The sequence below is a fragment of the Salinimicrobium terrae DSM 17865 genome, from assembly GCF_000424665.1.
Taxonomy (GTDB): domain Bacteria; phylum Bacteroidota; class Bacteroidia; order Flavobacteriales; family Flavobacteriaceae; genus Salinimicrobium; species Salinimicrobium terrae.
In genome coordinates this window covers 64,064-90,445 of the sequence record NZ_AUKI01000002.1, presented here as the reverse complement: position 1 = coordinate 90,445, position 26,382 = coordinate 64,064, and the positions used below count along the sequence as shown (strand labels likewise).

At 40.1% G+C, this 26,382-nt stretch carries 22 protein-coding genes and 1 tRNA gene; 15 read left to right on the top strand and 8 right to left on the bottom strand.

Annotation, left to right across the window (positions count from 1 at the left end; genetic code table 11):
- The first annotated feature begins 3 nt into the window (after window positions 1-3).
- Window positions 4-675 (top strand): 16S rRNA (cytidine(1402)-2'-O)-methyltransferase, encoded by a 672-nt coding sequence (gene rsmI / locus H148_RS0100980; protein WP_029033123.1) that lies wholly within the window; start codon window positions 4-6, stop codon window positions 673-675.
- 1 nt (window position 676) lies between these two features.
- Here the strand turns inward: rsmI and H148_RS0100975 are convergent, their stop codons facing one another.
- The gene (locus H148_RS0100975; protein WP_029033122.1) at window positions 677-1,024 is read right to left on the bottom strand and encodes a hypothetical protein; all 348 of its coding nucleotides are present in this window, start codon (window positions 1,022-1,024) and stop codon (window positions 677-679) included.
- A 162-nt stretch (window positions 1,025-1,186) separates the two neighbouring features.
- On the opposite strand from H148_RS0100975, the gene recJ reads away from it, so the two are divergent.
- Entirely contained in the window at window positions 1,187-2,884 is a 1,698-nt protein-coding gene (gene recJ / locus H148_RS0100970) for a single-stranded-DNA-specific exonuclease RecJ (RefSeq protein WP_029033121.1), read from the top strand.
- Between the two features lie 265 nt (window positions 2,885-3,149).
- On the opposite strand, the gene H148_RS0100965 is transcribed toward recJ, so the two are convergent.
- Window positions 3,150-3,758 (bottom strand): superoxide dismutase, encoded by a 609-nt coding sequence (locus H148_RS0100965; RefSeq protein WP_029033120.1) that lies wholly within the window; start codon window positions 3,756-3,758, stop codon window positions 3,150-3,152.
- Between the two features lie 227 nt (window positions 3,759-3,985).
- Between H148_RS0100965 and H148_RS0100960 the strand changes: the two genes are divergently transcribed.
- The 5 genes from H148_RS0100960 to H148_RS0100940 all read left to right on the top strand — a co-directional run bounded on the left by H148_RS0100960 (window position 3,986) and on the right by H148_RS0100940 (window position 13,755).
- A complete protein-coding gene (locus tag H148_RS0100960) occupies window positions 3,986-7,126 on the top strand; it encodes a UvrD-helicase domain-containing protein (RefSeq protein ID WP_029033119.1) in 3,141 nt (1,046 codons plus the stop codon).
- Window positions 7,127-7,156: 30 nt separating this feature from the next.
- On the top strand, window positions 7,157-8,353 hold the full coding sequence (gene kbl, locus H148_RS0100955) for a glycine C-acetyltransferase (RefSeq protein ID WP_029033118.1): 1,197 nt from the start codon (window positions 7,157-7,159) through the stop codon (window positions 8,351-8,353).
- A gap of 338 nt (window positions 8,354-8,691) precedes the next feature.
- Complete coding sequence (locus H148_RS0100950; RefSeq protein WP_029033117.1) at window positions 8,692-10,050, top strand: OmpA family protein; 1,359 nt, start codon at window positions 8,692-8,694, stop codon at window positions 10,048-10,050.
- Window positions 10,051-10,150: 100 nt separating this feature from the next.
- Window positions 10,151-12,910 carry a PD-(D/E)XK nuclease family protein gene (locus H148_RS0100945; RefSeq protein ID WP_029033116.1) on the top strand — a complete coding sequence of 920 codons (2,760 nt, stop codon included), beginning with the start codon at window positions 10,151-10,153 and terminating at the stop codon, window positions 12,908-12,910.
- Window positions 12,904-13,755 (top strand): alpha/beta hydrolase family protein, encoded by an 852-nt coding sequence (locus H148_RS0100940; RefSeq protein ID WP_029033115.1) that lies wholly within the window; start codon window positions 12,904-12,906, stop codon window positions 13,753-13,755. The genes H148_RS0100945 and H148_RS0100940 overlap by 7 nt, the downstream gene beginning before the upstream one ends.
- Window positions 13,756-13,833: 78 nt before the next feature.
- Here H148_RS0100940 and H148_RS0100935 read toward each other — a convergent pair.
- Window positions 13,834-13,907: transfer RNA gene (locus H148_RS0100935), tRNA-Ala, on the bottom strand.
- 109 nt (window positions 13,908-14,016) lie between these two features.
- Here H148_RS0100935 and H148_RS0100930 point away from each other — a divergent pair.
- Window positions 14,017-14,520, top strand: coding sequence for a GNAT family N-acetyltransferase (locus tag H148_RS0100930; protein ID WP_029033114.1), 504 nt, complete (start codon window positions 14,017-14,019; stop codon window positions 14,518-14,520).
- A gap of 73 nt (window positions 14,521-14,593) precedes the next feature.
- On the opposite strand, the gene H148_RS0100925 is transcribed toward H148_RS0100930, so the two are convergent.
- Window positions 14,594-16,333: a M14 family metallopeptidase gene (locus tag H148_RS0100925; protein ID WP_029033113.1), complete on the bottom strand. Its 1,740-nt coding sequence runs from the start codon at window positions 16,331-16,333 to the stop codon at window positions 14,594-14,596.
- 13 nt (window positions 16,334-16,346) lie between these two features.
- On the bottom strand, window positions 16,347-17,981 hold the full coding sequence (locus H148_RS0100920; RefSeq protein ID WP_029033112.1) for a M14 family metallopeptidase: 1,635 nt from the start codon (window positions 17,979-17,981) through the stop codon (window positions 16,347-16,349).
- A gap of 154 nt (window positions 17,982-18,135) precedes the next feature.
- Here H148_RS0100920 and H148_RS0100915 point away from each other — a divergent pair, with 154 nt between their 5' ends.
- From H148_RS0100915 to H148_RS18555, 5 genes are all read left to right on the top strand, one after another.
- Window positions 18,136-19,464, top strand: a complete 1,329-nt coding sequence (locus H148_RS0100915; RefSeq protein WP_029033111.1) for an MATE family efflux transporter — start codon at window positions 18,136-18,138, stop codon at window positions 19,462-19,464.
- Window positions 19,465-19,544: 80 nt separating this feature from the next.
- Entirely contained in the window at window positions 19,545-21,116 is a 1,572-nt protein-coding gene (locus H148_RS0100910) for an AbgT family transporter (RefSeq protein WP_029033110.1), read from the top strand.
- A 168-nt stretch (window positions 21,117-21,284) separates the two neighbouring features.
- On the top strand, window positions 21,285-22,055 hold the full coding sequence (locus tag H148_RS0100905; protein ID WP_029033109.1) for an enoyl-CoA hydratase/isomerase family protein: 771 nt from the start codon (window positions 21,285-21,287) through the stop codon (window positions 22,053-22,055).
- Window position 22,056: 1 nt separating this feature from the next.
- Window positions 22,057-22,242 carry a hypothetical protein gene (locus tag H148_RS0100900; RefSeq protein ID WP_029033108.1) on the top strand — a complete coding sequence of 62 codons (186 nt, stop codon included), beginning with the start codon at window positions 22,057-22,059 and terminating at the stop codon, window positions 22,240-22,242.
- Between the two features lie 33 nt (window positions 22,243-22,275).
- Window positions 22,276-22,452, top strand: coding sequence for a hypothetical protein (locus H148_RS18555; RefSeq protein WP_156877176.1), 177 nt, complete (start codon window positions 22,276-22,278; stop codon window positions 22,450-22,452).
- Window positions 22,453-22,581: 129 nt separating this feature from the next.
- Here H148_RS18555 and H148_RS0100890 read toward each other — a convergent pair whose 3' ends face one another.
- A complete protein-coding gene (locus tag H148_RS0100890) occupies window positions 22,582-23,208 on the bottom strand; it encodes a 2OG-Fe(II) oxygenase (protein WP_029033107.1) in 627 nt (208 codons plus the stop codon).
- A 138-nt stretch (window positions 23,209-23,346) separates the two neighbouring features.
- Between H148_RS0100890 and queD the strand changes: the two genes are divergently transcribed.
- Window positions 23,347-23,799 (top strand): 6-carboxytetrahydropterin synthase QueD, encoded by a 453-nt coding sequence (gene queD, locus H148_RS0100885; protein ID WP_029033106.1) that lies wholly within the window; start codon window positions 23,347-23,349, stop codon window positions 23,797-23,799.
- On the opposite strand, the gene H148_RS0100880 is transcribed toward queD, so the two are convergent.
- On the bottom strand, window positions 23,796-24,443 hold the full coding sequence (locus tag H148_RS0100880; RefSeq protein ID WP_029033105.1) for an alpha/beta hydrolase: 648 nt from the start codon (window positions 24,441-24,443) through the stop codon (window positions 23,796-23,798). The two genes, queD and H148_RS0100880, sit on opposite strands and share 4 nt — an antisense overlap.
- On the bottom strand, window positions 24,443-25,396 hold the full coding sequence (locus tag H148_RS0100875) for a ring-cleaving dioxygenase (protein WP_029033104.1): 954 nt from the start codon (window positions 25,394-25,396) through the stop codon (window positions 24,443-24,445). The genes H148_RS0100880 and H148_RS0100875 overlap by 1 nt, the downstream gene beginning before the upstream one ends.
- 129 nt (window positions 25,397-25,525) lie before the next feature.
- Between H148_RS0100875 and H148_RS0100865 the strand changes: the two genes are divergently transcribed.
- Entirely contained in the window at window positions 25,526-26,284 is a 759-nt protein-coding gene (locus H148_RS0100865) for a UDP-2,3-diacylglucosamine diphosphatase (protein ID WP_029033103.1), read from the top strand.
- Window positions 26,285-26,382 lie beyond the last annotated feature (98 nt).

Sequence of the window (26,382 nt, the reverse complement as noted above, 5' to 3'; positions counted from 1 at the left end):
GCTATGGCTAAACTATTTATTGTGCCAACTCCCATTGGGAATCTAGAGGATATTACTTTTCGCGCCATACGGGTTCTAAAGGAAGTTGATCTTATCCTAGCCGAAGATACCCGCAACAGCGGAAAGCTTCTAAAGCATTTTGAGATCAACACTCCTATGCAAAGCCATCACATGCACAATGAGCATAAAACGGTGGAAAATGTGGTGCGGCAAATCCAGAATGGAAAAAATGTCGCACTTATAAGTGATGCAGGAACTCCTGCTATTAGTGACCCCGGCTTTTTACTTACCCGTGCCTGCGTAGAGGCTGGTCTGGAGGTAGACTGTTTGCCTGGAGCCACTGCCTTTGTTCCGGCGCTTGTGAATAGTGGACTGCCAAATGATAAATTCGTTTTCGAAGGTTTTCTCCCTGTCAAGAAAGGCAGACAAACCAGGCTGGAAATCCTTACACAGGAAACCCGAACTATGATCTTGTATGAATCACCTCATAAACTTCTGAAAACTCTTGGGCAGATAAAAGAATTTTTTGGAGAAGATAGGCAAGTGTCGGTTTCCCGGGAAATTTCAAAGTTACATGAAGAGACAGTGAGAGGAACTGCTTCCGAAGTGTTGGAGCACTATGAAAAAAAGCCGCCTAAAGGAGAAATTGTACTGGTAGTTGCAGGCAGGAAATAAACTACTCAGTAACCTTAATATTTATTGTTGTAATAGTTTCGGCATACACCTCTGCACCGTTTGAATCTTCTCTTTTGATCTTAACTACGTCGATCCCGGTGAACCCTTTTTCAGGTTTATAAACATAGAAAATTCCCTTCTCCTGATATTGAACTTCACTTAGAACAGCGTGTTGTGGCTGTTCCGCAACACTATATCCTCCTTCAACGGGAATAGCTGTAGTTAAAAGGATCTCCAGAGTTTCAGTATTTGAAACTGTATAAGTTTCCTGCACTTTTTCACTCTTTAGAGAGTCATCGTTGCAGCTAAGGATGAAAAGAGATATTAAAACAAGAACAAAATTTCTCATAAATCTAGCTTTAAAGCTAATTTATTGAAAAAAATAAACAGTTTTCAATAATGGCATTTTACGTGCTTCTTCTTTCGAAAGAATTTTCTTCACTTCCTATAAAGTGAAATCATGTAGGAAGGAAATTATTGAGAACAATCTGTACTTTTGAAAAAAAATGAAATGCGCTGGACTCTTAGACCTAAACCCGATCCTGAAATTGTAGAACATCTCATGGCAGCTTTGGGAGTGGAAGCACCAATAGCTTCTTTATTGGTTCAGCGCGGAATTTGTTCCTTTGAAGAGGCAAAAAAATTCTTTAGACCAAATTTAGATGACCTTCACGATCCTTACCTGATGAAGGATATGAAAGCGGCGGTTGAAAGAATTGAACTTGCTCTTCAAAAAAGGGAAAATATCATGGTCTTTGGAGATTACGATGTTGATGGCACAACAAGCGTTGCTCTTGTTTCCTCCTACTTAAAAAAGATATATCCCAACGTTGCAACTTATATACCGGACAGGTACGAAGAAGGTTATGGGGTATCCTATAAGGGAATAGAGTTCGCGGCCGACAATGATATTAGCCTAATTATCGCCCTCGACTGCGGAATTAAAGCCATTGAAAAGGTAGCCTATGCAAGTAAAAAAGGAGTTGATTTTATCATTTGTGACCATCACCGGCCGGGAGCAGAAATTCCTGCAGCGGTAGCAGTTCTGGATCCCAAACGACAGGATTGTAATTACCCTTACAAGGAGCTTTGCGGTTGTGGCGTGGGTTTTAAGCTTTTGCAGGCACTGAATCAAAAACGTGGGGAGCCTTTTGAGTTGCTCATTCCATATCTTGACCTGGTGGCTACAGCTATTGGAGCCGACATAGTTCCCGTTACAGGGGAAAATCGAATTCTTGCCTATCATGGTCTTCAGGTCATTAATGTCGCACCACGCGCCGGGATTGCTGCCATCCTGGAACAAGTCAAAAAAGAACATTTAACACTTACCGATGTTGTTTTTATAGTTGCTCCCCGTATCAATGCTGCAGGAAGAATGAAACATGGCCTTCATGCCGTTAATCTTTTAACTGAAGAAGACGCCGTACAGGCAAAAATGTTTGCAAAAGAAATTGAGGAGTACAACACCACCCGAAGAGAAACAGATAAGATAATTACTGAAGAAGCTCTTGCCCAGATTGAGGAGCTTAGCGAGCAGGAAAGGAAGACGACGGTAGTTTACCGGGAGAACTGGCATAAGGGAGTTATTGGGATCGTTGCCTCACGATTAACTGAAACTTACTATCGGCCAACCCTGGTATTTACCCGAAGCGGAGAGAAGCTTGCCGCATCGGCCCGTTCTGTACGTGGATTTGATGTATATGATGCGCTTGAAGGGTGCAGTGAATTCATTGAACAGTTTGGGGGTCATAAATATGCTGCTGGATTAACCTTACTTTCTGAGCAGTATGAAAATTTTAAAAATAAATTTGAAGAGGTGGTTTCGGCAACTATAGATCCGCGGTTATTGACTCCCGAAATCCAGATAGATACAGAAATAGAATTAAAGGATATCACATCAAAATTCCATAGAATCCTTAAACAATTTGCCCCTTTTGGCCCTGGTAATATGTCTCCCGTTTTTATGACCAGGGATTTGAGAGATACCGGTTATGCCCGTTGTGTTGGTGGCGAAGATAAACATCTAAAGGCTCGCTTTTTCAAAAAAGGGAATGACCGTAGCTTTGATGCCATTGGATTTGACCTGGGGAAGAAATGCGAACTTCTTAATGAGGGTAAAAAGGTTAAAGCTGCCTATTGTATTGATGAAAATGAATTTCAGGGGAATATTAGCCTGCAGTTAAGACTAAAAGATTTAGAGGTTAATTAAGATAATTGCTAACCGTTGTTTCTTAATTCTTACACCTGAACCTAAAAAAATGCTCTTTAACAATTATCCCAGTATTTTGACTAAAATAGTTTTTGATAATGGGATCTTTGTCTACTTTAGAAGAGCCATAACATAAGTAGGTTAAGTTCATGGTAGATTTGGGGCAAAAAAAGGTGGAGCTTTCCACCTTTTTTTATGCGTATAAAAAAAGCTGCCGGGATTACCAGCAGCTCTGTAATAAGCCAAATATTTTTGGAGATTTTGACTATTTGTGTTGTGCGTATCTCTTAGATACTTCTTCCCAGTTTATGACATTGAAAAAAGCTTCAATGTATGCCGGACGCTGGTTTTGATATTTGAGATAATAAGCGTGTTCCCAAACATCCATTCCAAGAATGGGTTGTCCACCACATCCAATACCCGGCATAAGTGGATTGTCCTGGTTTGCCGAAGAGCACACTTCAAGTTTGCCTCCTTCTTTCACGCATAGCCATGCCCATCCCGATCCAAACTGAGTGGCACCTGCCTTCGAAAATTCGTCTTTAAATGAATCAAAGGATCCGAAATCTCTGTCTATTGCCGAAGCCAGGTCTCCCTGCGGTTTTCCACCACCATTAGGTCCCATAATTTCCCAGAAAAGGTTGTGATTGAAATATCCACCACCATTGTTTCTAACCGCTTTGTTTTCCATATCCAGATTAGTAAGAATATTTTCTATATTCTTACCTTCCATATCTGTACCCTTTACGGCGTCATTTAATTTGCTGGTATATCCTGCGTGGTGCTTATCGTGGTGGATCTCCATTGTTCTCGCATCAATGTGAGGCTCCAATGCATCAGTTGCGTATTTTAGTTTTGGTAACTCGAAAGCCATAATTATATCTTTTTAGTATTATTAAATAAGGTCAACTTCAAATTTAAAGATAAAGCCATCTAATAGAAATTATAAAACGTTATAAAATCCTTAAAACTTTGGCGTTTTTAAAGCATTAAATCAAGATAGGAGAGGTGAAGTGGTAACTCTTTGAAAATAATTTAATTAATCCCTAACTGGGGTTTAGGGCGATTCCAGATGCATTTCTTACTTTAGTAAAAAAAAATTTGAAGCAGTCCAATATCTTCAGAATTTATAATGCTTCGGCTGGTTCGGGAAAGACTTACACCCTGGTCAAAGATTATCTGCTACTACTACTTTCTTCTCCGAGTATAGAAAGTTATAAAAATATTCTGGCAATTACCTTTACCAATAAAGCTGTGGGGGAAATGAAGTCAAGAATCATTGAAAGCCTTAATGCGCTGGCAAAGCTCGATAGATCTGAGAAAGAACAGGCTTTACTGGAGGATATTTCTGAAAGCTCCGGGATGCCAGTTGAAAAAATTCAGCAAAAAAGCAGGCAAATTCTAAAGAACATCATTCATAATTATGCGGCTTTTGAAGTCTCAACAATAGATGGTTTTACCCATCGCGTATTGAGAACTTTTGCTAAAGATCTTGGTCTCCCTCCTAACTTTGAAGTGGAACTGCGTACCGATGAAGTGCTTACTGAGGCTGTGGACCGTCTTATAAGTAAAGCAGGTAAGGATAAGGCTATTACCCGGGTACTGGTAAATTTCGTCCTTTCCAGGACAGATGATGATAAGAGCTGGGACATAGCCCGGGATCTTTTTGCCATTGGACGATTGCTTACCCAGGAAACCAGTGGCAAATTTTTGGAAATTCTTAAATCCAAAAAGCTTACGGACTTTGAAGAACTGAAAGAAAGGGCAAATGAACAACAGAAAAAACTTGAAGAAGCTGTAAATAATACTGCGAATTCTTTTTTTCAATTACTGGAGGAAAACAATCTTGACGATAAATGCTTCAGTGGAGGCTATTGTCCAAAATTTTTTCTGAAGCTTCAAAAAGGGGATTTTAATGTGAATTTTTCGGCAGGATGGCAACAAGATCTGGCGGAAAAAGCACTTTACGCAAACAAATTAGATTCCGAAAAAAAGCAAATTCTCGACGCCCTTCAGCCGCAAATCGTGGAAATGTATGGGGAAGTGAAAAAGAATATTACAAGACTTCAGTTTCTCGAGGCCGTGGAAAAAAACCTGGTGCCCTTATCCTTGTTAAACGCTATTCAGGCCCAGATTGAGGAAATCAAAGCTGAAAATTCTCTGGTTTTAATTTCAGAATTCAATGCTACAATAGGAAAAGCAGTTAAGGATCAACCAGCACCTTTCATTTATGAACGTCTTGGTGATCGCTACCGTCATTATTTCATTGATGAATTTCAGGATACTTCACAACTACAGTGGGAAAACTTGATCCCGCTGGTTGACAACACTCTCTCGATGGAACACCCGGTCGGGGAATATGGCTCTCTCACTTTGGTGGGAGATGCAAAGCAGTCTATCTACAGGTGGCGCGGGGGCAAGGCTGAGCAATTTATAGAATTATGTGAAAGAAGATATCCTTTTAGTATTGAAGAGACGGAAATGTTAGTGCTACCCAACAACTATCGCAGTGCGAGTACTATAGTGGAATTCAATAATGGTTTTTTCAAATTTGCTTCAGATTATTTTCTGAATACCACGCATAAAGACCTTTTTCTCAATAGTGGCCAGGGAAAGGTGAGTAAAAGGAAAGGCTATGTAAACATTTCATTTATAGAAGCCGAAAATGCTTCCGAAGAAATGGAGGTTTACCCTAAAAGAGTTCTGGAAATTATAAATAATGTGCAGGAAAAAGGACAATCCTTAACCGGTATTTGTATTCTTACCCGCACTCGTAAGGAAAGTATTGCTGTCGCTAATTTTTTGAGTGAACATTCTATTCCGGTGATTTCTGCTGAAAGTCTCCTCATAAGCAGGTCTCCAAAGGTGAATTTCATTACTTCGGTTTTGCAGTACTGCCTGGATCCGGGCGATAAGACTCTCAAATTTGAGATTTTAGATTATCTGCTGAATAAAACCATAAAGGTTGAAAATGAATTTCAATTTTTGATGGATCACCTTCAGCTTGAAGGAGAACAGTTTTTTAAAGCCCTGGCTCAAAACATTGATTTTTCTCCAGGATTAGTCACTGAAATGTCTATCTATGAAGCCGTAGAATACATTATAAGAGCTTTTTCAATTGAAGCAATATCTGATGCTTACCTGCAGTTTTACTTGGATTTTGTTTATGAAACTTCAAGTACAGAAGGATCTGGTCTTTTTTCCTTTTTGGAGCATTGGGAGCGCAAAAAAGAAGAATTGAGCATTGTAGTTCCTCAGGGAGAAAATGCGGTTCAAATAATGACTATTCACAAAGCGAAGGGGCTGGAGTTTCCGGTAGTAATTTATCCTTTTGCCAACACCCAGATAAGTGATACGGCCCGGGAGCATATCTGGATGGATCTACCCGTTGAATTTGGTTCCAATGTGGAGATAGCCTATTTACGTGCCGCTGAAAAAATGAAAGAATGGGAAGGAGAGGCACCTCATCTTTATCACGATTTGTGCTGTAACAGTCAGCTCGATGCCCTAAATGTTCTTTATGTAGCCATGACCCGCCCGGAGCAACAGTTATATGTTATTTCCAAAATGGATCTGGACAAAAAAGGCAATGAGAAAACCGGTCGATTTTCCGGATTGTTGATTTCCTATTTACGTTCCATTGGCAAGTGGGATGGCAGCAATGAATACCATATTGGAGATCCAGAGGAGAGATTTATGGAGGAGAAAAAGGCTGTAAATTCTCTCAAACAGGAAAGTTTTTTTTCTTACCCCACGCAAAGCAATGGGATCTCTATTATTACCCGTTCTGGGTTAATGTGGAATTCAAGACAGAAGGAAGCTATTGAAAAAGGGCAGTTGATCCATGATCTTTTTGCCAGAATCAATACTGAAGCAGATGTGGAGAGGGTCCTTGAAAATGCCAAAGAAGAGGGACTTTTTTCTTCTACAGAAAAAGAGGAGCTTCGAAAGAGCATTTTTGAAGTTATAAAACATCCTGAATTAAAAGAGTTTTTTGCACAGGGAGTAGTAAATTTTAATGAACGGGATATTATTTCTGAAGATGGATCTCTCCTGCGACCCGACAGGTTGAACTTCTCGGGCACCCGCGTTAGCATTATTGATTATAAAACCGGTGCCGGAAATCCGACTCACGGGGAACAAATTAAAGAATATGGAAGAGTGCTTGAAAGGATGAATTATCGGGTAGAAAAAAGATTGTTGGTCTACATTAATGAAGACCTACAGGTCAATTTTGTTTAAAGAATGTAATTTTGTAAAAAAACCACCATTATGTACGGAGCATTGAAAGATCATTTAAAAAATGAAATAGAACAAATAAAAGAAGAAGGACTCTATAAAAAAGAACGGGTAATTACTTCACCGCAGGGAGCAGATATCACCATAGAAGGCGGAAAAGAAGTGATTAACTTCTGTGCTAACAACTACCTGGGGCTTTCATCACATCCAGAAGTGATAAAAGCTGCCCAGGAAACCATGAATACGCATGGTTTTGGGATGTCTAGCGTTCGGTTTATCTGTGGAACACAGGATATCCACAAGGAACTTGAAAGAAAGATCGCCGATTTTTACCATACTGAAGATACAATCTTATATGCTGCGGCTTTTGATGCCAATGGAGGAGTTTTTGAACCCTTATTTTCGAAAGAAGATGCGATAATTTCAGATTCGCTCAACCATGCCTCCATCATTGATGGGGTTAGGTTATGTAAAGCTGCACGCTATCGTTATGAGAATAATAACATGGAAGACCTGGAGAACCAGTTAAAGCAGGCAAATGAGGATGGAGCAAGATTTAAGATCGTGGTGACAGACGGGGTTTTCTCAATGGATGGACTCGTGGCACCGCTGGATAAAATTTGTGACCTGGCCGAAAAATATGATGCCCTGGTCATGATCGATGAAGCACATGCAACCGGTTTTATTGGAGAAAATGGAATAGGAACTCCCGAGGAAAAGAATGTATTGGGGAGGGTAGATATAATTACCGGAACACTGGGTAAAGCCTTAGGAGGCGCAATGGGCGGCTATACTACAGGTAAAAAAGAGATTATCGAAATGCTACGCCAACGATCAAGGCCATATCTTTTCTCTAATTCTTTAGCCCCGGCCATAGTGGGTGCTTCTATTAAAGTTTTTGAAATGCTCGCGAAAGATGATACGCTGCGAAACAAACTGAAGGAAAATACAAGATACTTTAAAAAAGAAATTATAGACGCAGGCTTTGATATAATAGACGGAGATGCTGCTATTGTTCCGGTCATGCTATATGACGCCAAACTTTCGCAAAAAATGGCCGATCGACTTTTGGAAGAGGGGATTTATGTTATAGGTTTCTTTTATCCTGTTGTACCAAAAGGTAAGGCCCGCATTCGGGTACAGCTATCTGCCGCACATACACAAGAACATTTAGATAAAGCCATTGCAGCCTTTAAAAAGGTAGGTAAAGAATTGAATATAATTAAATAAAAGAAGGAATATTAATAGGGATGTGTTCTGCTTTAGAATACATCCTTATTTTTTACTTTTTTAAATTTTCTTAAAGAATGTTACCAGATGCGGCTTAATGAGTTAAGTAGATCTTTTTCTCCTAAATAACTCTTTTTTTAAGAGATTTCAAACGCAATCACAAATCTTAATTTTTTATTAAAACTTTAATATTTTCTGAAAATATTAGTGTCTGAATTCGGCTGCAAACCGCTGTTATCGAGTTCTTATTAAGAAAACTTTATTAAATTAAGCTTTGTTAATCCTGATTATCGGTCTACTTTTGTTTCTGCTAACTAATTAAAATTAAACTCTTCAATATGAAACATCTTAACAGATTATTATTAGCTTCATTATGTATCCTGAGCTTTAGCACTATGCAGGCACAGGATGATGATAATCCCTGGGCTATAGGTTTGGGAGTAAACGCAGTGGATTTTTATCCGACTGGTGAGGACGCTCCTTTAGGTGAATACTTCGATGACTTTTTTAATGTCGGAGATCACTGGAACATACTTGCAGGTCTTTCAAGGATCTCTGTTGCCCGAAACATTGGAGCCGGATTCTATTTTGAAGGAGCTGGATCTATAAACCGGATCAGTAAATTTGGAGATGAAGGTCGCAATGACTTAATGTATTATGGTTTAGACGGTACTTTTAACTACAGCTTCCGTAATAACGCCGACGAAGGTTGGTTGGATCCTATTATTGGAGTTGGTGGTGGATATACCTGGCTGGACGACGAAGGCTTTGCAACTCTTGATGGAACAGTAGGATTGAACTTCTGGATCTCAGAAAATTTTGCTTTATCTGTCCAAACGATCTATAAGCATGGGTTTGATGAGAATATGAATTCTCACTTCCAACATGCAGCAGGAATTAAATTTGCCTTGGGTGGAAAAGATACCGATGGTGATGGCATCTATGACAAGAATGATGAATGTCCTGAAGTTGCCGGTTTAGAGCAGTTCAATGGTTGTCCTGATTCTGACGGTGATGGAATTCAAGACAGACTGGACGAATGTCCTAACGAAGCAGGTTTGGCTCAATATAACGGATGTCCCGATACTGACGGTGATGGCGTTGCCGATCCACAGGATGAATGTCCTACCGTAGCTGGTCTTCCTGAAATGAATGGATGTCCTGATGCCGATGGTGATGGAATAAGAGATAGCGAGGACGAATGTCCAAATGAAGCAGGACCAGAAGAAAACAACGGTTGCCCATGGGAAGATATGGACAATGACGGAGTTCTGGATAAAGACGATGAATGTCCTGAAGTTGCGGGAACTGTTGCGAACAATGGTTGTCCTGAAGTGACTGTGGCAATTATTGAAGAATTGAACGAATATTCAAGAACAATCCTTTTTGATCTTAATAAAGCTACAATTCGTGACGATTCTGAGGAAACAATTGATGCTATTGCAGAAATTATGATGGAATATCCTACTAGTGATTTCCATATAGGTGGACACACAGATAGCACTGGTAGCGAAGAATATAATTTGCAGTTATCTAGAGAAAGAGCTGAATCTGTAAGAGAAGCTCTTGTATCTGAAGGAATCGATGCAAGTAGATTGACTGCCGAAGGTTATGGTGAAATTAATCCTATAGCAACTAACAACACTGCAGAAGGAAGACAGCAGAACAGACGTGTTGAGATCTCTTTAGAGGAATAGGTTTATAAAAACCAATGATCAGGATAACAATTAGTTTTCTGAAAGAATAAATTTTTAAAAAGACGCTCCGATTTTTCGGGGCGTTTTTTATTTTTAGAGCATGACATCATTTATTGAACAGGTGCTTCAGGAATTGTTATCCAGAAAAACCAATATTTCTGAAACTATCTTTATTTTACCGAGTAAACGAGCGGGTGCCGCTCTTCTTAACCGGCTTTCAAGACTCTCCTCAACTCCCATGTTTGCCCCACGAGTATTGAGCATTGAAGATTTTGCCGAAGAAATAGCAGGCTTAAAACCTATTGATAACGTAACTTCTCTCTTTGAATTCTATTCAGCCTACCTGGCCTGTACTCCCAAAGAGAATTGTGAAGGATTTGAAACCTTTTCCACCTGGGCACAAACGCTATTGTACGATTTCAATGAAATTGACCGATACCTCGTGGATTATCAATCCTTTTTTGGTTACCTGGGCAACATACAGGAAATGAACCACTGGTATCTTCAGGAGGAGCGTACTCCCCTCATGGAGAACTATCTTTTATTTTGGAACAAACTTGCTGAATATTACCAGACTCTTCAAGAACAACTTGAAAAAAAGGAGTTGGCATATCAAGGAATGGTTTACAGACGGGCCTCAGAAAAAATTACTGCTTATGCTGCGGCTGCTTCTAAATCTTTTGTTTTTATAGGATTCAATGCCCTAAATAGTGCAGAGCAAGACATCTTTCAAACGCTCCTGGCTGCAGGAAAAGCCGAAGTCTACTGGGATGTGGATGAGGTTTTTTTAAAGGATGAACAGCACGATGTTTCGCTATTTTTGAGAAATTATATGAAATCCTGGCCTTATTACAAGGATAATGAACTCAAAATAATTTCCCAATCTTACAACAGTGCCAAGAATATTAAGATGGTGGGGGTACCCAAAAACATTGGGCAGGCAAAATATGTTGGAGAATTGTTGTCGAAATTGTCACCGGGTGAATTACAGCAAACTGCTGTAGTCCTTGGAGATGAAAGTTTGTTGCTCCCGGTTTTAAATTCTCTGCCTCCTAACGTGGGGGAGGTGAACATAACTATGGGGTTTGCCCTTCAAAATGCACCGATAACATTTCTTTTCGAACATTTGTTGAAGATGCATACAATCCAGGGGAATGGAAATTACTATTATAAAGATCTTATGCTTGTTCTTAGCCATCCGCTTGTACAGCAGGTAACCCGTGGTTATTCGAGAAAGATGCTGGAAAATATTCGAAATGAAAATCTGGTATATCTAAATGAAAAGGATATACTTGCTTCTGTACCTAATGAGTTAAAACGGCTTTTTAAGATCTGTTTTGGAAATTGGGATAATGATCCCAAAATTGCACTGGAGGCACTTCAGGAATTGATCATGATCTTTAAAGATCGTCTTGACAAGGACCGGAACAAGATAACACTTGAATTTCTATATCAGTTAAATTTACTGGTCAATCAATTAAGTAATTTACTTCAGGAATATCCATACATAAATACAATAAAGATCCTGTTCTCGATTTACAAGGATCTTCTTTCCTCGAAGGCGGTTGACTTCCGGGGAAAACCTTTTTCTGGATTACAGCTCATGGGGATGTTAGAATCGCGAGTCCTGGATTTTAAAAATGTAATTCTTACCTCGGTTAATGAGGGAGTGCTTCCGGCAGGGAAAAGTAGCAATTCTTTTATTCCTTTCGATCTTAAATGTGCTTATAAGTTGCCCACATATAAAGAGAAAGATGCGGTCTACACCTATCACTTCTACCATTTGCTACAGCGTGCCGAGCATGTGAATCTGCTTTATAACACCGAAAGTGACCGACTTAATGCAGGTGAAAAAAGCAGATTTTTACTGCAGCTTGAAATGGAAGCGAATAAGAACCACACAATAGAAAAAGGTAACATTAGTCCTATAGTACCTCCAGTATCGGCGAAACTTAAGACTGTACCTAAGTCGGCGGGAATGATGGAAAAAATTAGAGAAAGAGCAGCAGAAGGTTTTTCACCATCGGCACTTACGACCTATATTAGAAATCCGCTGGATTTTTATAAGCAATATGTTCTGGGACTCAAGGAGCGGGAAGAAGTGGAAGAAACAGTGGCGTACAATACACTTGGAACTGTGGTGCATGATACCCTTGAAGAATTTTACAAAAATTGGGTAAACGAAGAAATATCTATTCAGAAGCTTGAACCGGTATTAAAAGGGATTAATGCAGAGATTGAAAAGCAGTTTAGGGATCATTACACTAAGGCACCACTGGATCAGGGAAAGAACCTGCTCATTTTTGAAGTAGCACGACGTTATGTGCGCAACTTTTTACTTTCAGAAATTAATGGTCTAAAAGAGGGAAATACCCTAAAGATTCTAAAAATAGAAGAAAAACTGAAAACCCAAATCCACATTGAGGAACTTAATTTTCCTGTTTTTCTTAAGGGAACAGTTGACCGGGTTGATGAATTCAATGGGAAGTTACGCATCATAGATTACAAAACCGGAAGAGTTGAGCAGAACAAAGTAGAAGTGGTTGATTGGGAAGAAATAACATCTGACTATGACAGGTACAGCAAACCTTTTCAAATCCTTACCTATGCCCTTATGATGAACGCTAAAGAACCTCTGCCACCGGTTTCTGAAGCAGGGATAATCTCCTTTAAGAATTTAAAGGAAGGATTCCTTAAGTTCAGTAAAAAGGATAAAAAAGGATATGGAGCCAGGAAAGATACCGATGTGACTGAAGAAACACTTGAAGAATTTAAATTGCAGCTTAAAAATCTTATTTTAGAGATATGTGATCCCGAAGTTCCTTTTGTAGAAAAAGAAATAAAACAAAACGCATGGTAATTAAACAAGAGAAGAATAAAAGTTTGCCCGGTCTTCACGGCCGTCCAATTCCAACAGATGTTTTTTATTCTGAAGAAGGGGAAAATAAACCGGTTCTATTATTCTGCCACGGTTATAAAGGATTTAAAGACTGGGGTGCATGGAATTTAATGGCTGAAGATTTTGCAAAAAATGGCTTTCTATTTATAAAATTTAATTTTGCCTTTAACGGCGGAACTCTTGAAGAGCCTGTAGACTTTCCGGACCTCGATGCTTTTGGAGAAAACACTTACACCAAAGAACTTGATGATCTTAAAGTATTGATCGACTGGATTAGCAGTGAAAATTTCCCTTACGCCGAAAAAGCCGATCTCTCGCGTCTTACCCTTATGGGACATTCCCGGGGCGGCGGAATTGTTGTGGTTAAAGCGGCCGAAGACCATCGTATACAAAAACTAATATCACTTGCTGCGGTTAGCGACTTTGGGGAAAGATTTCCAAAGGGAGAAGAGCTGGAAGCATGGAGACAAAAGGGTATTTCTTATATAGAAAATTCCAGAACCAAACAGAAAATGCCACACTTGTTTGACTTCTATGAAGATTTTAAGCAAAATGAAGAACGTTTAACCATCTCCAGGTCGGCAAAAAAACTAAACATACCTTACTTAATTGTTCACGGCACAACAGACCCCACGGTCTCGGTAGAAAATGCCCGGGAGCTTCATGAATGGTCCCGGCAATCAGAATTATTCCTGCTGGAAGGTAGTGACCATGTTTTTGGAGCTTCCCATCCATGGGAACAAGATGAGCTGCCACCGGCGATGGAAAAGATCATACAAAAGGCGACGGAGTTTATTAAAAAATAATAGGTCTCAAAAATGGCATTTTTGGATCCTCTTAAGAGTCTAAATAAAAAAAACCACCGCTTTCGCAGTGGTTTTTTGTGGAGAATATCGGAGTCGAACCGATGACCTCCTGCGTGCAAGGCAGGCGCTCTAGCCAGCTGAGCTAATCCCCCATGTTGCTGAAACAATTTCAACGTGGCAAATGTATTAAATTTATTTAAATAGGTAAAGGCTTTAAATTCTTTCTATTAAAATTATTTTTGCGGTCGAATATTCTTTCTCATGATTAGAAAAGCTGAATTAAAAGACTTGGCATCAATTAAAAGCCTCACTGAGGCTTGTGCTGTAAAGATGCAGGAAAAAGGCATTTTTCAGTGGAATGAACATTATCCGTCTATGGAAAAACTGCAGCAGGATATAAATAAGCAGGAGCTGTTCTTGCTTGAGGAAAGAGAACAACTGCTGGGGATCATCGTCCTCACTCCTCAAATGGATGAGGAGTACATCCCAATTGATTGGTTGACCGAATCCGGTAATAATCTTTATGTTCACCGGCTCGCGACAGAACCTTCCACATGGGGCAGTGGTAATGGACAGCGGTTAATGGATTTTGCCGAAGACTACGCCCGGGAACAAAATTATGATTCTTTAAGGCTTGACACCTTTAGCCAGAATAAAAGAAATCAGCAGTTTTATGCGCGGAGAGACTACCAGAGACTCGGGAATGTCTACTTTCCAAAGCAGAGTAGACATCCGTTTTACTGCTACGAATTGGTTTTGGAATGAAACAGTTTTATTTTTCGATCAAAATAAAAAAGCTCCGTTTTCACGAAGCTTTTTTAATATTTAAGGAAGCAAATTATTTACTCCAGGCAGCCGTTCCGCCTTTAGCAGAATCAACATTTATTCGATAATTCCCATTTCCTGAAACGATCCAGCGAACCTTTACAGACTCCATTCCGGGAATGTTGTCAACTTTTATTTTCTCCGGATTTTGTTTTTGTTCTTCTACTTTATTGAAATCTTCATCATTTACCACCATCCCGGTTACCACATTTGCGCCGGATATGCTAATATAATCGGGTCTCTCAATGTTGTATTTTAGATCCTGGCTGGAATGTGTTGGCATTAGTCTTTCATTATAAATCGTAGCAGTGATCTGCTTCAGCCCTCCTCCAAGATTTTCTTCTTTTACATCGGTTATACTTAGCTTAGGTGTATGATAGCCGTGGTAGATTGTGAAAGCCATGTTACGATGTGCATCCTGCTCAAGTAAAAAACCGGGATGTGCTCTTCCAAAGTTCTTTTTAAATCCACCTATCTGTATTTTACCGTACTGTGGATGATCGAATTCCTCCCAAGGCACAAATGCGTCTCCAAAAGTTAGATACCTGTCAACTTTGAGTTCCTCTTCCTGGTTTCCTCTTCCTTCATTTTTGTGAAAATACTGGTAGGAATTCATAAGTTCATTGGTATAAGTGTAGATCCCTCTGCCGCCATAAAACCAATCGAGCTCTCCTCCAAACACAGAATAGAGATCTTTATATACTACAAGATATCTGTAACCCGGAATCATTTCCTCTCCCTTTTTGCCTATGGCATCATAAATTTTGACATCCTCTGCATTGTACGTATTCTTATCCTCTTCTGCTCCCGGCCCCCTAAGGATCATTCCTCCATAGTTATGGTAACTTTGGGCTCCGGCAATATTTGGATGGTCCATTATAAATTCCATTACAGCTCTTGATTCCGGAAGGCTGAAGGGATATTTGTAAGCTCCACGCTGAATATGATCTGGCTGCCAGTTCCAACCCCAGTCACGGTTTGGATCGTAATATCCTATTCCGTCTTCATTTACTTCGCCGTCCCCGTCTGTGTCCTTGCCTTCATAGCCCAACATTTCAAATTCACCTTTTTCTTCAGCTTCAACGCGGATCAGCCTTCTGGGATCTTGAGGATCCTTGATGTAGCGGCCGGTTGGAGATTTCCTTATCATCATGGTGATATGATTATCATCATTAAGATCATTAAATCCATCTTCTCCTGCCTGTCCATCTTTGTCATTATCCAAAACGATCATTCCCGATCTTGGGGAATGTGGAGTGTTTGGCTCATTCATATAGTTATTACGGGCATCGGGGTTTATTGTAGGATTAATGTAAAAAGTCTTATCCTGAAGAAGTTCCTTTATAAAATCTAGTTCCCCAAACATTTCGGTAAGATACCATGCCGTATAAAGAGAAAATTCGGCTCCCTGAATTTCATTAGAATGAATATTTCCATCAATATACATTGCAGGTTTTTTATCTGGATCTCCTGTTTTAAAATCTGAAATTGTCAGGAGATATATCTCATTACCTTCAAAGGATTTTCCTATGCTTTCCATTCTTACAAGATCGGGATATGCCTTAGTGATTTTTTCCATAATCTCCACGATTCCTTCATAGGTATAGTATCTGTTCCAGCTCACTTCCACCTTTGGTTTGTGAGGTGTTCCTATAGCGCGGAAGAATTTTTCCTGAGCGTAAACCGAAGGAATGGTCAATAGAAAACTTAAAATTCCCAGAATTGCTATTTTTCTTATGTTCTTAAAATTCATTTGTTCTAAAAAATTAAAGTTTTACATTCATGATGGTATACCCCGTGTGAGGTGCTCCGGCTTTCACGGTGGCTGTCCCTCCGCCTCTTACGATCCAGGAAATGGTTTCCTTTTCGAAGGCTCCAAGTTTTCCTGAAAGTTTAATGGTATTTCCTGCCAAAATATCTTCTTTGTCCTTATTAACAGTAATCTGTAATTTTTGAAGCCATCGGGATCTTTCTCCCATTTCAGAATGTGTGGGTAAGGGGGAATTATTGAAAAGGTCTACTGTAATCCGGGTAAGTCCACCGCTGAGCTTTTCAGTTTGAAGATTGTGAAATTCCAAATTTGGCTTCATTTTAGCCAGTTTTACCACAAAATCTGTATGTTGTTGGGCAATACTGTCCACCATTTTATAAGGTGGGTTGGTCATTGCAAATGGACGAATTCCGCCGACTTCCACTTTACGGTCAGGAAAGTCGGGATGATCAACTTCTGTCCAGTTTATAAAAACATCATTTAATCCTTCCTGTTCTGCCCAGGCAAGAAAATTTGTTTCGGGAGTAATTTCCCCCTTTTTGGAAGGTATGGAGTCATTCTCTTTTTCCTTTTGCTCCTTTACTTCAGGAACCCACCAGCCTGGAGTACTAAAACTTAATCTTCCGAAGTGAAAATAGGCCCATTGGAAAAAATCTCCGCCTTTTCCTTTATTATCCTGATTGTAAGGTTCAAGAGACACTGTTTCATTGTAAAGATCTGATACCATTTTATTCAATTTGACATCCTTTTCCAACATTGAGGTTATTAACCTTTTTTCGGCACCCGCCTTATCATATTTTAAAGGTGCGGATAAATTATTTTCGGGAGCGAAAGTCACAAAAGCGAAAATGTTCCACCTTTCAAAAAGGTAATCTAGCAGAGCTCTTGTTTCTCTTTGTGATACGGGATAGTCACCTGCAAGAGGTTGAAAAACGGGGAATTGATAGGTAAGACTTTTATTAAATGCAATTCCTTCTAAAAGATCCTCATTGAATTTCTCATCCTTATCGTTATCAAATCCTTCAGAGAATTTAAGGTATCTCGTTTCTCCTGCAGCATCTCTTCCTTCTGCTTCGATAAGGATCTGCGGATGATCCTCGTGAGTTACATATTTTCCCAAAGGACTTTCAACCCGTATTTCAGTTATTAGCCCGTCACGGTTTAGATCTTCATAGCCGTCTTCAGAAACATTTCCATCCCGGTCCTGGTCAACTCTTGCGGCATTCCCACGGCGTTCATATTTTAAATTATCATGATACTTCCCATAAGCATCGGGAGACATATTAGGGAATACGTAGAAGGTGTTGGTTTCCAGAAGGTCATTATGTTCTCTCACCAGCTTTTCAGCTACTTGTAGGGCAAGTTCGACACTTAGGACGTGATAGCCTTCCACTCCTCCTGTCACCGCAATCGCCGGTTTATTTTCCAGGTCCCCTTTTCCTATTTGTAAGGCCCAGATATCCTGACCTCCTTCTGTTTTGGTTAGCGATATAAGTTTTGCATCTCTTGCGTAAGCTATTTGCTGAAGCCTTTGTTCGATTTCTCTGTTAGTGGGATAATCATCTTGTGCAGAAGCCGGAAGAAGTCCGAATAAGCCAATTGCAAGAAAAAATAGTAAATTGTTTTTCATTTGTTTACGAGGAATTTAATGATCGTTTTCGGTGAAAACCGAAAAATTACGATTTTTCAAAAATAGAATTTTAATCCGTACGTAAGGTATTTCTTCAATATTTTCCAAGCTACTCTCCTGCAAATTTTAACTTTGCATTTCTGAAGTTTTACGGGTGACAAATGCTGTAAATTTTAAATCCATTAACCGACTCGCTATTCCTGCAATTATTGCGGGAATAGCCGAACCGCTCATTTCTCTTACAGATATAGCCATTATTGGCAATGTGGAGCAGGATCCTGTTGAAGCCTTGGCGGCTGCGGGTATTGTGGGATCTTTTCTTTCTGCTATTATATGGATCGTAGCGCAGACAAAAACTGCAATCTCTGCCCTCGTTTCTCAGCATTTTGGTGCAAGGAGAATTCATGCGGTAAAAACCCTCGTGCCGCAGGCAATATTCTTCAACTTTTTACTGAGTCTGGTTATTTATGCAGTGACCGCTTATTTCGCAGCGGCAATTTTCAGTGCTTATAATGCCGAAGGCAAGGTGTTGAATTATGCTGCCGATTATTATCAGATTCGGGCGCTGGGTTATCCGCTCACTCTGGTGACCTTTGCTTTGTTCGGCGTATTTCGTGGGTTACAGAATACGCTCTGGGCTATGAAATGTAGTTTAACTGGTGCTCTGCTTAATGTTGGACTTGATTTCGCATTGGTTTATGGGATCGAAGGATGGATTCCTGCCATGCATCTCGAAGGCGCAGCCTGGGCAAGTGTGATTGCGCAGGCGGTGATGCTGGTGATGGCTCTATATTTCTTTTTTACTAAAACTCCTTTCAACCTGGGGCTTAGCCGCAGAATAAATCCACAAATGAGAGGCCTCTTATTAATGAGCGGAAACCTTTTTGTGAGAACGGTTGCGCTCAACTTCGCAATCTATCTTGCCAACGCCTACGCCACGGGTTACGGTAACAATTTTATAGCAGCCCAAAGTATTCTCATGAACATTTGGCTGTTCTTCAGCTTCTTTATTGACGGTTACGCGAATGCAGGTAATGCCATGGGTGGCCGGCTTTTGGGAGCCAAAGATTACAGTGGCTTGTGGCTGCTTAGTAAAAAGATCAGCAAGTATTCTCTTATGATAGCCATAGCCCTCATAGGAATTTGTGCTTTGTTCTATGAAGAAATTGGATTAATCTTTAGCAAAGAAGCCCTGGTTCTTGTGCTCTTTACTTCTGTATTTTGGATGGTCCTGGTTATGCAACCGGTAAATGCAATTGCTTTTATGTTTGACGGAATATTTAAAGGACTGGGAGAGGCTAAATATCTGCGGAATGTTTTATTGGCGGCAACCTTTCTTGGATTCACTCCGGCATTATTAATTGGAGATTACTTCGGGCTGAAGCTCCATGCGATCTGGATTGCATTTTTTGTGTGGATGATTATACGCAGCAGCGCTTTGGTCATAAAATTCCGCAGTAAATACCTTCACCGGGAAACTTAAAAAAGGGGCAGGATGATTAACTGTTGATTTTTAGATAAATTTTTATTTTAGCACTTAATTAACAACTATCTGATTTAATTATGGAAGAAGCAGTTGATTCACCCAAAAGAGGCATTTTAAACAAAGCCCTTGATTTAGTTGAAAAAATGGGTAATAAATTACCCGATCCTGCAATCTTATTTTTCTATTTACTCATCTTCGTATGGGTTTTATCGGCAATTCTGTCTCCGTTTGATTTTGGGGAAGTTCATCCAATGACCGGGAATAGCCTAAATGTTCAAAATTTACTCACAGGGTCTCAATTGGCCAAATTTCTTGCGAGTATGGTAAGCACCTTCGTGCTTTTTGCTCCCTTGGGAATTGTTTTAGTTGCCATGCTTGGAGTTGGGGTAGCAGAACACTCGGGTTGGATCGACGCCGGTTTAAAAAAGCTCTTAAACTTTACACCCAAACAATTGATTACCCCGATGCTAATTTTAATAGCTATCGTTAGTCACACAGCAGCAGATGCAGGTTATGTGCTTGTAATTCCCCTGGGAGGTGTTATTTTTTATGCCGCAGGTCGACATCCTTTAGCAGGAATTGCAGCAGCTTTTGCCGGGGTATCCGGAGGGTTTTCAGCGAACTTTATTCCTTCGGCTATTGATCCGCTCATTATGAGCTTCACGCTTGAGGCCGCCAGGATCCTTGATCCCGATATTAACTTAAACCCTTTAAATAACTGGTATTTCACCTCTGCATCAACTTTATTGATTGTATTTGTTGGCTGGTGGGTTACAGATAAAATTGTCGAACCACGGCTTTCAAAGGTGAAAGTGGATGGGGATGAAGATCAAATGCCTAAAATGGAAAAGGTGACTTCCAAAGAAAGTAAAGCTTTCTGGTTGGGACTTCTGGCTATGGTATTGGGAATTGTTGGCTTATTTTTATGGGCATCTTCAGAAGATTCGGCTTTAAGAGGACCGGGTATGGTTGATCCCGAAGTTCAATCCCTCACTTCTTTTCATGCGCCTTTAATGCAGGCAATTGTACCCTTGATTTTTATTTTTTTATTAATTCCGGGACTTGTTTTTGGTTTTGTATCAGGTAGATATAAATCTTCAGGGGATTTGATAAAAAGTATGACAAAATCCATGGAAAGTATGGGTTACTATATTGTAATGGCCTTTTTCGTTGCACTTTTTATTGATGCATTTTCACGTTCAAACATAGGTCTTTTGATAGCAATTAAAGGAGCAAATTTTCTTCAGGCACTTGACTTGCCGGGTCAAATAACTATTGTTGGAATTGTAATATTAAGTGCCTTTGTAAATTTAATGGTAGGATCTGCATCGGCAAAGTGGGCACTCATTGCACCCATTTTTGTTCCTATGTTAATGCAGTTGGGTATTTCACCTGACCTTACTCAGGCAGCTTATCGTGTGGGGGATTCTGTTTCCAATATTATTACACCATTATTACCCTATTTTCCCCTGGTAGTCGTTTTTGGTCAGCGCTATGTTAAAGGAATGGGTATTGGAACCCTTATATCAATGATGTTACCTTATTCGGTTATATTTTTAGTTACCTGGACGATCTTTTTACTGGTTTATTGGTGGCTGGGAATCCCATTGAGTTTTGAGGCAAATTATCTCTATCCGGCACCTAATTAAAAGTCTGGATGTACTCCTTGAGAAAGATGTTTATTGACTTCCAGTAAACATCTTTTTTATTTCCGGATATTGGAAACTGAAGATATATTTTTTCAGATTTAAAGTCGGGAGAGGTAAATTCTTCAGGAGCTTAAAATAAAATGTAACTTTACATAAACAGATTTAAAAATGACCACCACGCGAGAAAACGGAAGTCTCTATACTAATGTTGTTAACGGAATAGCTACTCTTGAATTTGGACATTCTGCGAGTAATTCATTTCCTTCGGTCCTTCTGGAACGTTTGGAAAAGGAACTGCAAAGTCTTTCTAAAGACAAAGAAGTAAAAGTGATCATCTTAAAATCTGAAGGAGAAAAAGCCTTTTGCGCAGGTGCTTCTTTTGATGAACTGCTTGCAGTAGAGAATATGCAGCAAGGTGAAGTTTTCTTTTCGGGGTTTGCTAATGTGATCAATGCCATGCGGAGTTGCAAAAAACTTATTATTGGCCGTATCCATGGAAAAACAGTTGGAGGAGGCGTTGGATTGGCGGCAGCATGTGACTATTGTTTTGCTACCGAACAGGCAGCCATAAAATTATCTGAACTCAGCATTGGGATAGGTCCTTTTGTGATCGCCCCGGCTGTGAGACGTAAAATTGGAGTAGGAGCCTTAGCCGAATTAACTCTTGCAGCACATGAATGGAAAAATGCATATTGGGCGCAGGAAAAAGGGTTGTTTGCCCGCGTTTTTGATACCATTTCTGAAATGGATAAAGAGTTAAACTTTTTTGCTGAAAAACTGGCGTCTTATAATCCTTCAGCTTTAAATGAGATGAAAAAAGCACTTTGGGAGGGAACAGAGAATTGGGATAGTCTTCTTCAGGAACGTGCAGCGATATCAGGGGAATTAGTGCTTTCCGATTTCACCCGTAAAGCATTATCAAAAATTAAAAATAAATAATATGCACCTAAATTTAATACTTGCTGCACAGGAGGTTGGCAAAAGCAAGGCAGGGGAAATAGCTTACAATCTTGGATATTTCGTAGGATCCAACTTCTGGACAATTGTGAGTGTTGCCGTAGTACTTTTGGCTGCTATACTCTATCTTATCTTCTTTAGAAGCAGAAAGAGAAATAACTGGGGTTAAAAATGCCCTTTTGAGCACTTAATAAATAACTATATGAATATTCAACAAGAACATTTACCACAAGACAGGCCGGCAAGCGAGAGGGAAGGTTATGGATTTTCACCTGTAGATTTTCTGGAGGATAATTGGGTTTATCTTGTTGGGATTATTATTGTTCTGGCAATTTTCTTCTATGCCCGTTATGCCAGGCGAAAAAGAAATGAACGCTAATGCAGGAGAACTTACCCGTGAACGAAGAGACCTTTGATCTTCTCAGGTTTTTAAGTGGCTATGGTTTTTGGCTGCTTATAGCAATTTTGTTGATTGTTGTAGTTTTATTTAAAAAATTCAGGAAGTAGTCTAACGTGTCTTTAACCAGCCTGTAATACTTAATCTTTCAGTTTTTACCGGCTTTACTTCATGCTCCAGAACCTGGCTTTCAAAAATTACCATTCTCCCTGGAAAAGGATAAATGCTTTTTGATTTCTCCACGCCATTTTCATTAGTATAGATCACCAATTCCCCTCCATTCTCGGGCTGCCAATCCTGGTCATTTAAATAGCAAACCATTGACAATTTTCGCCTGTCGTCATTTTGAAAAGTGTCGAGATGACGCTGATAAAAAGTGCCTTCGGGATATAGAGCATAATGAAATTCCTTATGTATTATTCCCATAAAACAGGTACGATTGAGATACTGGACGAAGTCATTGATTTTCTGAAAGAAAGCTTTTTCTGCCTGTGCAGCTTCAGCTTCATTAAGCCATAAGATGAAATCCCCCCGTATAGATTTGGCTATTACTTCATTCGTTCGGTTTCCAATCGCTGCTTTTTTGAAGTTGTCCTCTTCATATTTGGAAAGAAGGGAATTCCGAAGCTCTTCCACTTCAGAAAGACTAAAGAAGTCTTCTACAATAGAATATTGCTGATCCAAAAGATCTGAAATGATCTTTTCATAAACCGGGTTTTCAATTATCTCCACTGGCATCTCTTATAAGGCTGTAAATGTATCCTGAAAATGCCAAATTTCTGCATCATTAAAAAGCTAAGTCTTATAAAATTCCGGAAGTAAAAGTTAAAATAAGCGGCGGGAAAAACTCCTATCTTTGCACCAAACCTTTATTCTATGGCATTAATCCGTATAACCAAGCAATTTTCCTTTGAAACCGGTCACGCCCTTTTTGGCTATGACGGGAAATGTAAAAATGTGCATGGACACAGCTATAAGTTGGCTGTAACGGTGATTGGAGAACCTATTGAAGATGAGGATCACGTGAAACTGGGGATGGTCATTGATTTTGGAGATCTAAAGAAGATCGTGAAACAGGAGATCGTGGATAAGTTCGATCATGCGACGGTTTTTAATAAGAATACGCCCCACGTTGAGCTGGCAGAGGAACTTCAAAAAAGGGGGCACAGCGTAATTCTTGTTGATTATCAACCCACCAGTGAAAATATGATCCAGGATTTTGCAGAAAGAATAAAGTCACGACTTCCCGGGCACATTCAACTCTTTAACCTTAAGCTTCAGGAAACTGAAACTTCCTATGCCGAGTGGTATGCTTCAGATAACCTTTAAGGTTTCTTATTGGGCTCACCTGAATATCCAAAAATAAAATTATTGGCGCGGCCCAATTCCTCCGGGAGGATAACATGGCCGGCGTCTTTGTGAATGTCTAACTCTACCTGTGCATTTTTGTTTTTAAGAATCTCCGCTGTTTGCTGTACACGATCTGCTGGAACGTGTGCATCGGGATCGCTGGTACCCAAATAAACAGGCGTACCTTCAAAATTTGTGATGTAGTTTCCAGTATTAATATTTTTTCCAATGAGTCCCCCAATTATGGAAATGACTCCGCCGTATCTCTTTGCATTTCGGCTTACATATTCAAGGGTGAGGCAGGCTCCCTGTGAAAAGCCAAAGAAATAAATATCCTTAGAGGCAATTCCTTTTTGATTAAGTTCGGTTTCCAACAACTGCAGCATCTCTATGGCCGAGTCGAGCCAGGGTTGATTCTGCTGTTCCGCCGCCATAAAGGAGAGGGGATACCAGCTGTTGTTATACGCTTGTGGAGCTACCAATGCAAAGTCTTCAAGTTTGAGATGATCGGCTACTGCCAGTATATCTTCGGCAAACCCACCGCGGCCATGCACCATAATGAGTGCCTTTTTAGCTTGATCAATAGGAGTACCATTGTATTTAAAATCTTTCTTGTGTAACATTATTCAAATTTTGAAGGGTTAAGCTTTACAGGTTTTATTGCTTTTTCGATGAGATCCCGTCTTGATTCATACTGCGGCGGAAGTTTTAGCTCTTCCCCCAGCTTTTCCCGGGATTCATCAATGGCAAAACCTGGCTCGGCAGTAGCTACTTCAAACAAAACTCCGCCGGGTTCCCTGAAGTAGATAGATTCAAAGTATTGCCGGTCCAGCACGGGGGTTGGATTATACCCTGAATTGGCGAGCTTTTCCCGCACTGCTAACTGACTTTTTTTATTTGCTGTTGAAAATGCCAGGTGGTGGACTGTACCGCCACCTCCCAATCCTCTCAAAGCATCGGGCCTGCACACAATATCTAAATAATTTCCGGGAGCATCTGTTGCCGCAAAGCGAAAGCGGTTACCTTTTTCGGCGATTAGTTTATGATCAAGACCTTCTGTAAGCAAACCAGCAGTTCGCTCGTAACCTTCCTGCCATATCTCAACGCTGTAAAAACCGCGAATGGAGTGCTCCAGCGGGATATTCCCATAGGTCCATCCGGGCCTATTGTCGCGGTCATTGAAAACCAGTTCCAGTCCCAATCCATCGGGATCCTCAAAATAGATCACAGCCTCTCCGTCGAACCGATCCTGCGCGGGTTTATAGTTAATCTGGTATTTTTTTAAACGCTCCTCCCAGTACAGCAGGGAATTAGTCGGCACCGAGAATGTAGTAATGTTTAGCATGCCTTTTCCGTGACGGCCTTTTTGTATGCCTTCATATGGGAAAAAGGTCATAATTGATCCCGGGTTTCCGTCCTCATCGCCATAATAGAAGTGGTAAACATCGGGGGCATCAAAATTCACTGTTTTCTTAACCATTCGTAGGCCAAGAATGCCTGTATAAAAATCCAGATTTGCCTGTGGCTCTCCGGCCAGGGCAGTGACATGATGAATTCCCGAAATCAATTTATCCATTTTTAACTGTTTCTTTTAAAGATACCTTTATTTCATAAAATCCCCAAGGAGCGCACGGTAGGATGCCATTTTTTCTGAAGATTTTAACTTCGGAAATTTAAAAACTATCTTTACCCGCAAATCCTTAGCATGCATATACCCGAGGGTAAAAAGATCTACTTTTCAAGCGATAACCATCTTGGTGCGCCTACTGCCGAAGAAAGCAGGCCCCGGGAGGAGAAGTTCGTTGCCTGGCTTGATCATGTTAGCCAAGACGCTGCTGCAATTTTTTTACTGGGGGATCTTTTTGACTTTTGGTTTGAATATAAACATGTGGTGCCAAAAGGTTACGTTCGGGTTTTAGGAAAACTGGCGCAATTAAGGGACCGTAGTATTCCCATTTACTTCTTCGTGGGAAATCATGATCTTTGGATGGACGACTATTTTGAAAAGGAGTTAAATATTCCCGTTTTTCGGAAGCCAAAGGAGTTCATCTTTAATGAAAAAAAATTCCTTATCGGTCACGGGGACGGGCTCGGTCCGGGAGACAAGGGTTTTAAAAGGATGAAAAAGGTCTTTACCAATCCGTTGGCCAAATGGCTTTACCGCTGGTTGCATCCCGATATTGGAATGCCACTGGCACAATATTTTTCTGTAAAAAATAAAGCTATCTCAGGGGAAGAAGACGTTCAGTTTTTGGGGGAGGAAAAGGAATGGCTAATTCAATACTGCCGGCGGAAGCTGGAGACTCAGCACTACGATTATTTTATTTTTGGACACCGGCATCTTCCGCTGGATATTCAACTTCAGGAGAATTCTACTTACATGAACTTGGGGGACTGGATCAATTTCTACACTTATGGGGTTTACGACGGGAAAAACCTTCAGTTAAAAGAATGGAAGGATTAGAACTTCGGAATTAAGAATCCCGAAAAGAAATTTCTCTTTATACTTACCTGTCAAAAATAGCATTTTTGGCACCTCTTTTTCTGCAGTAGGATTAAAGC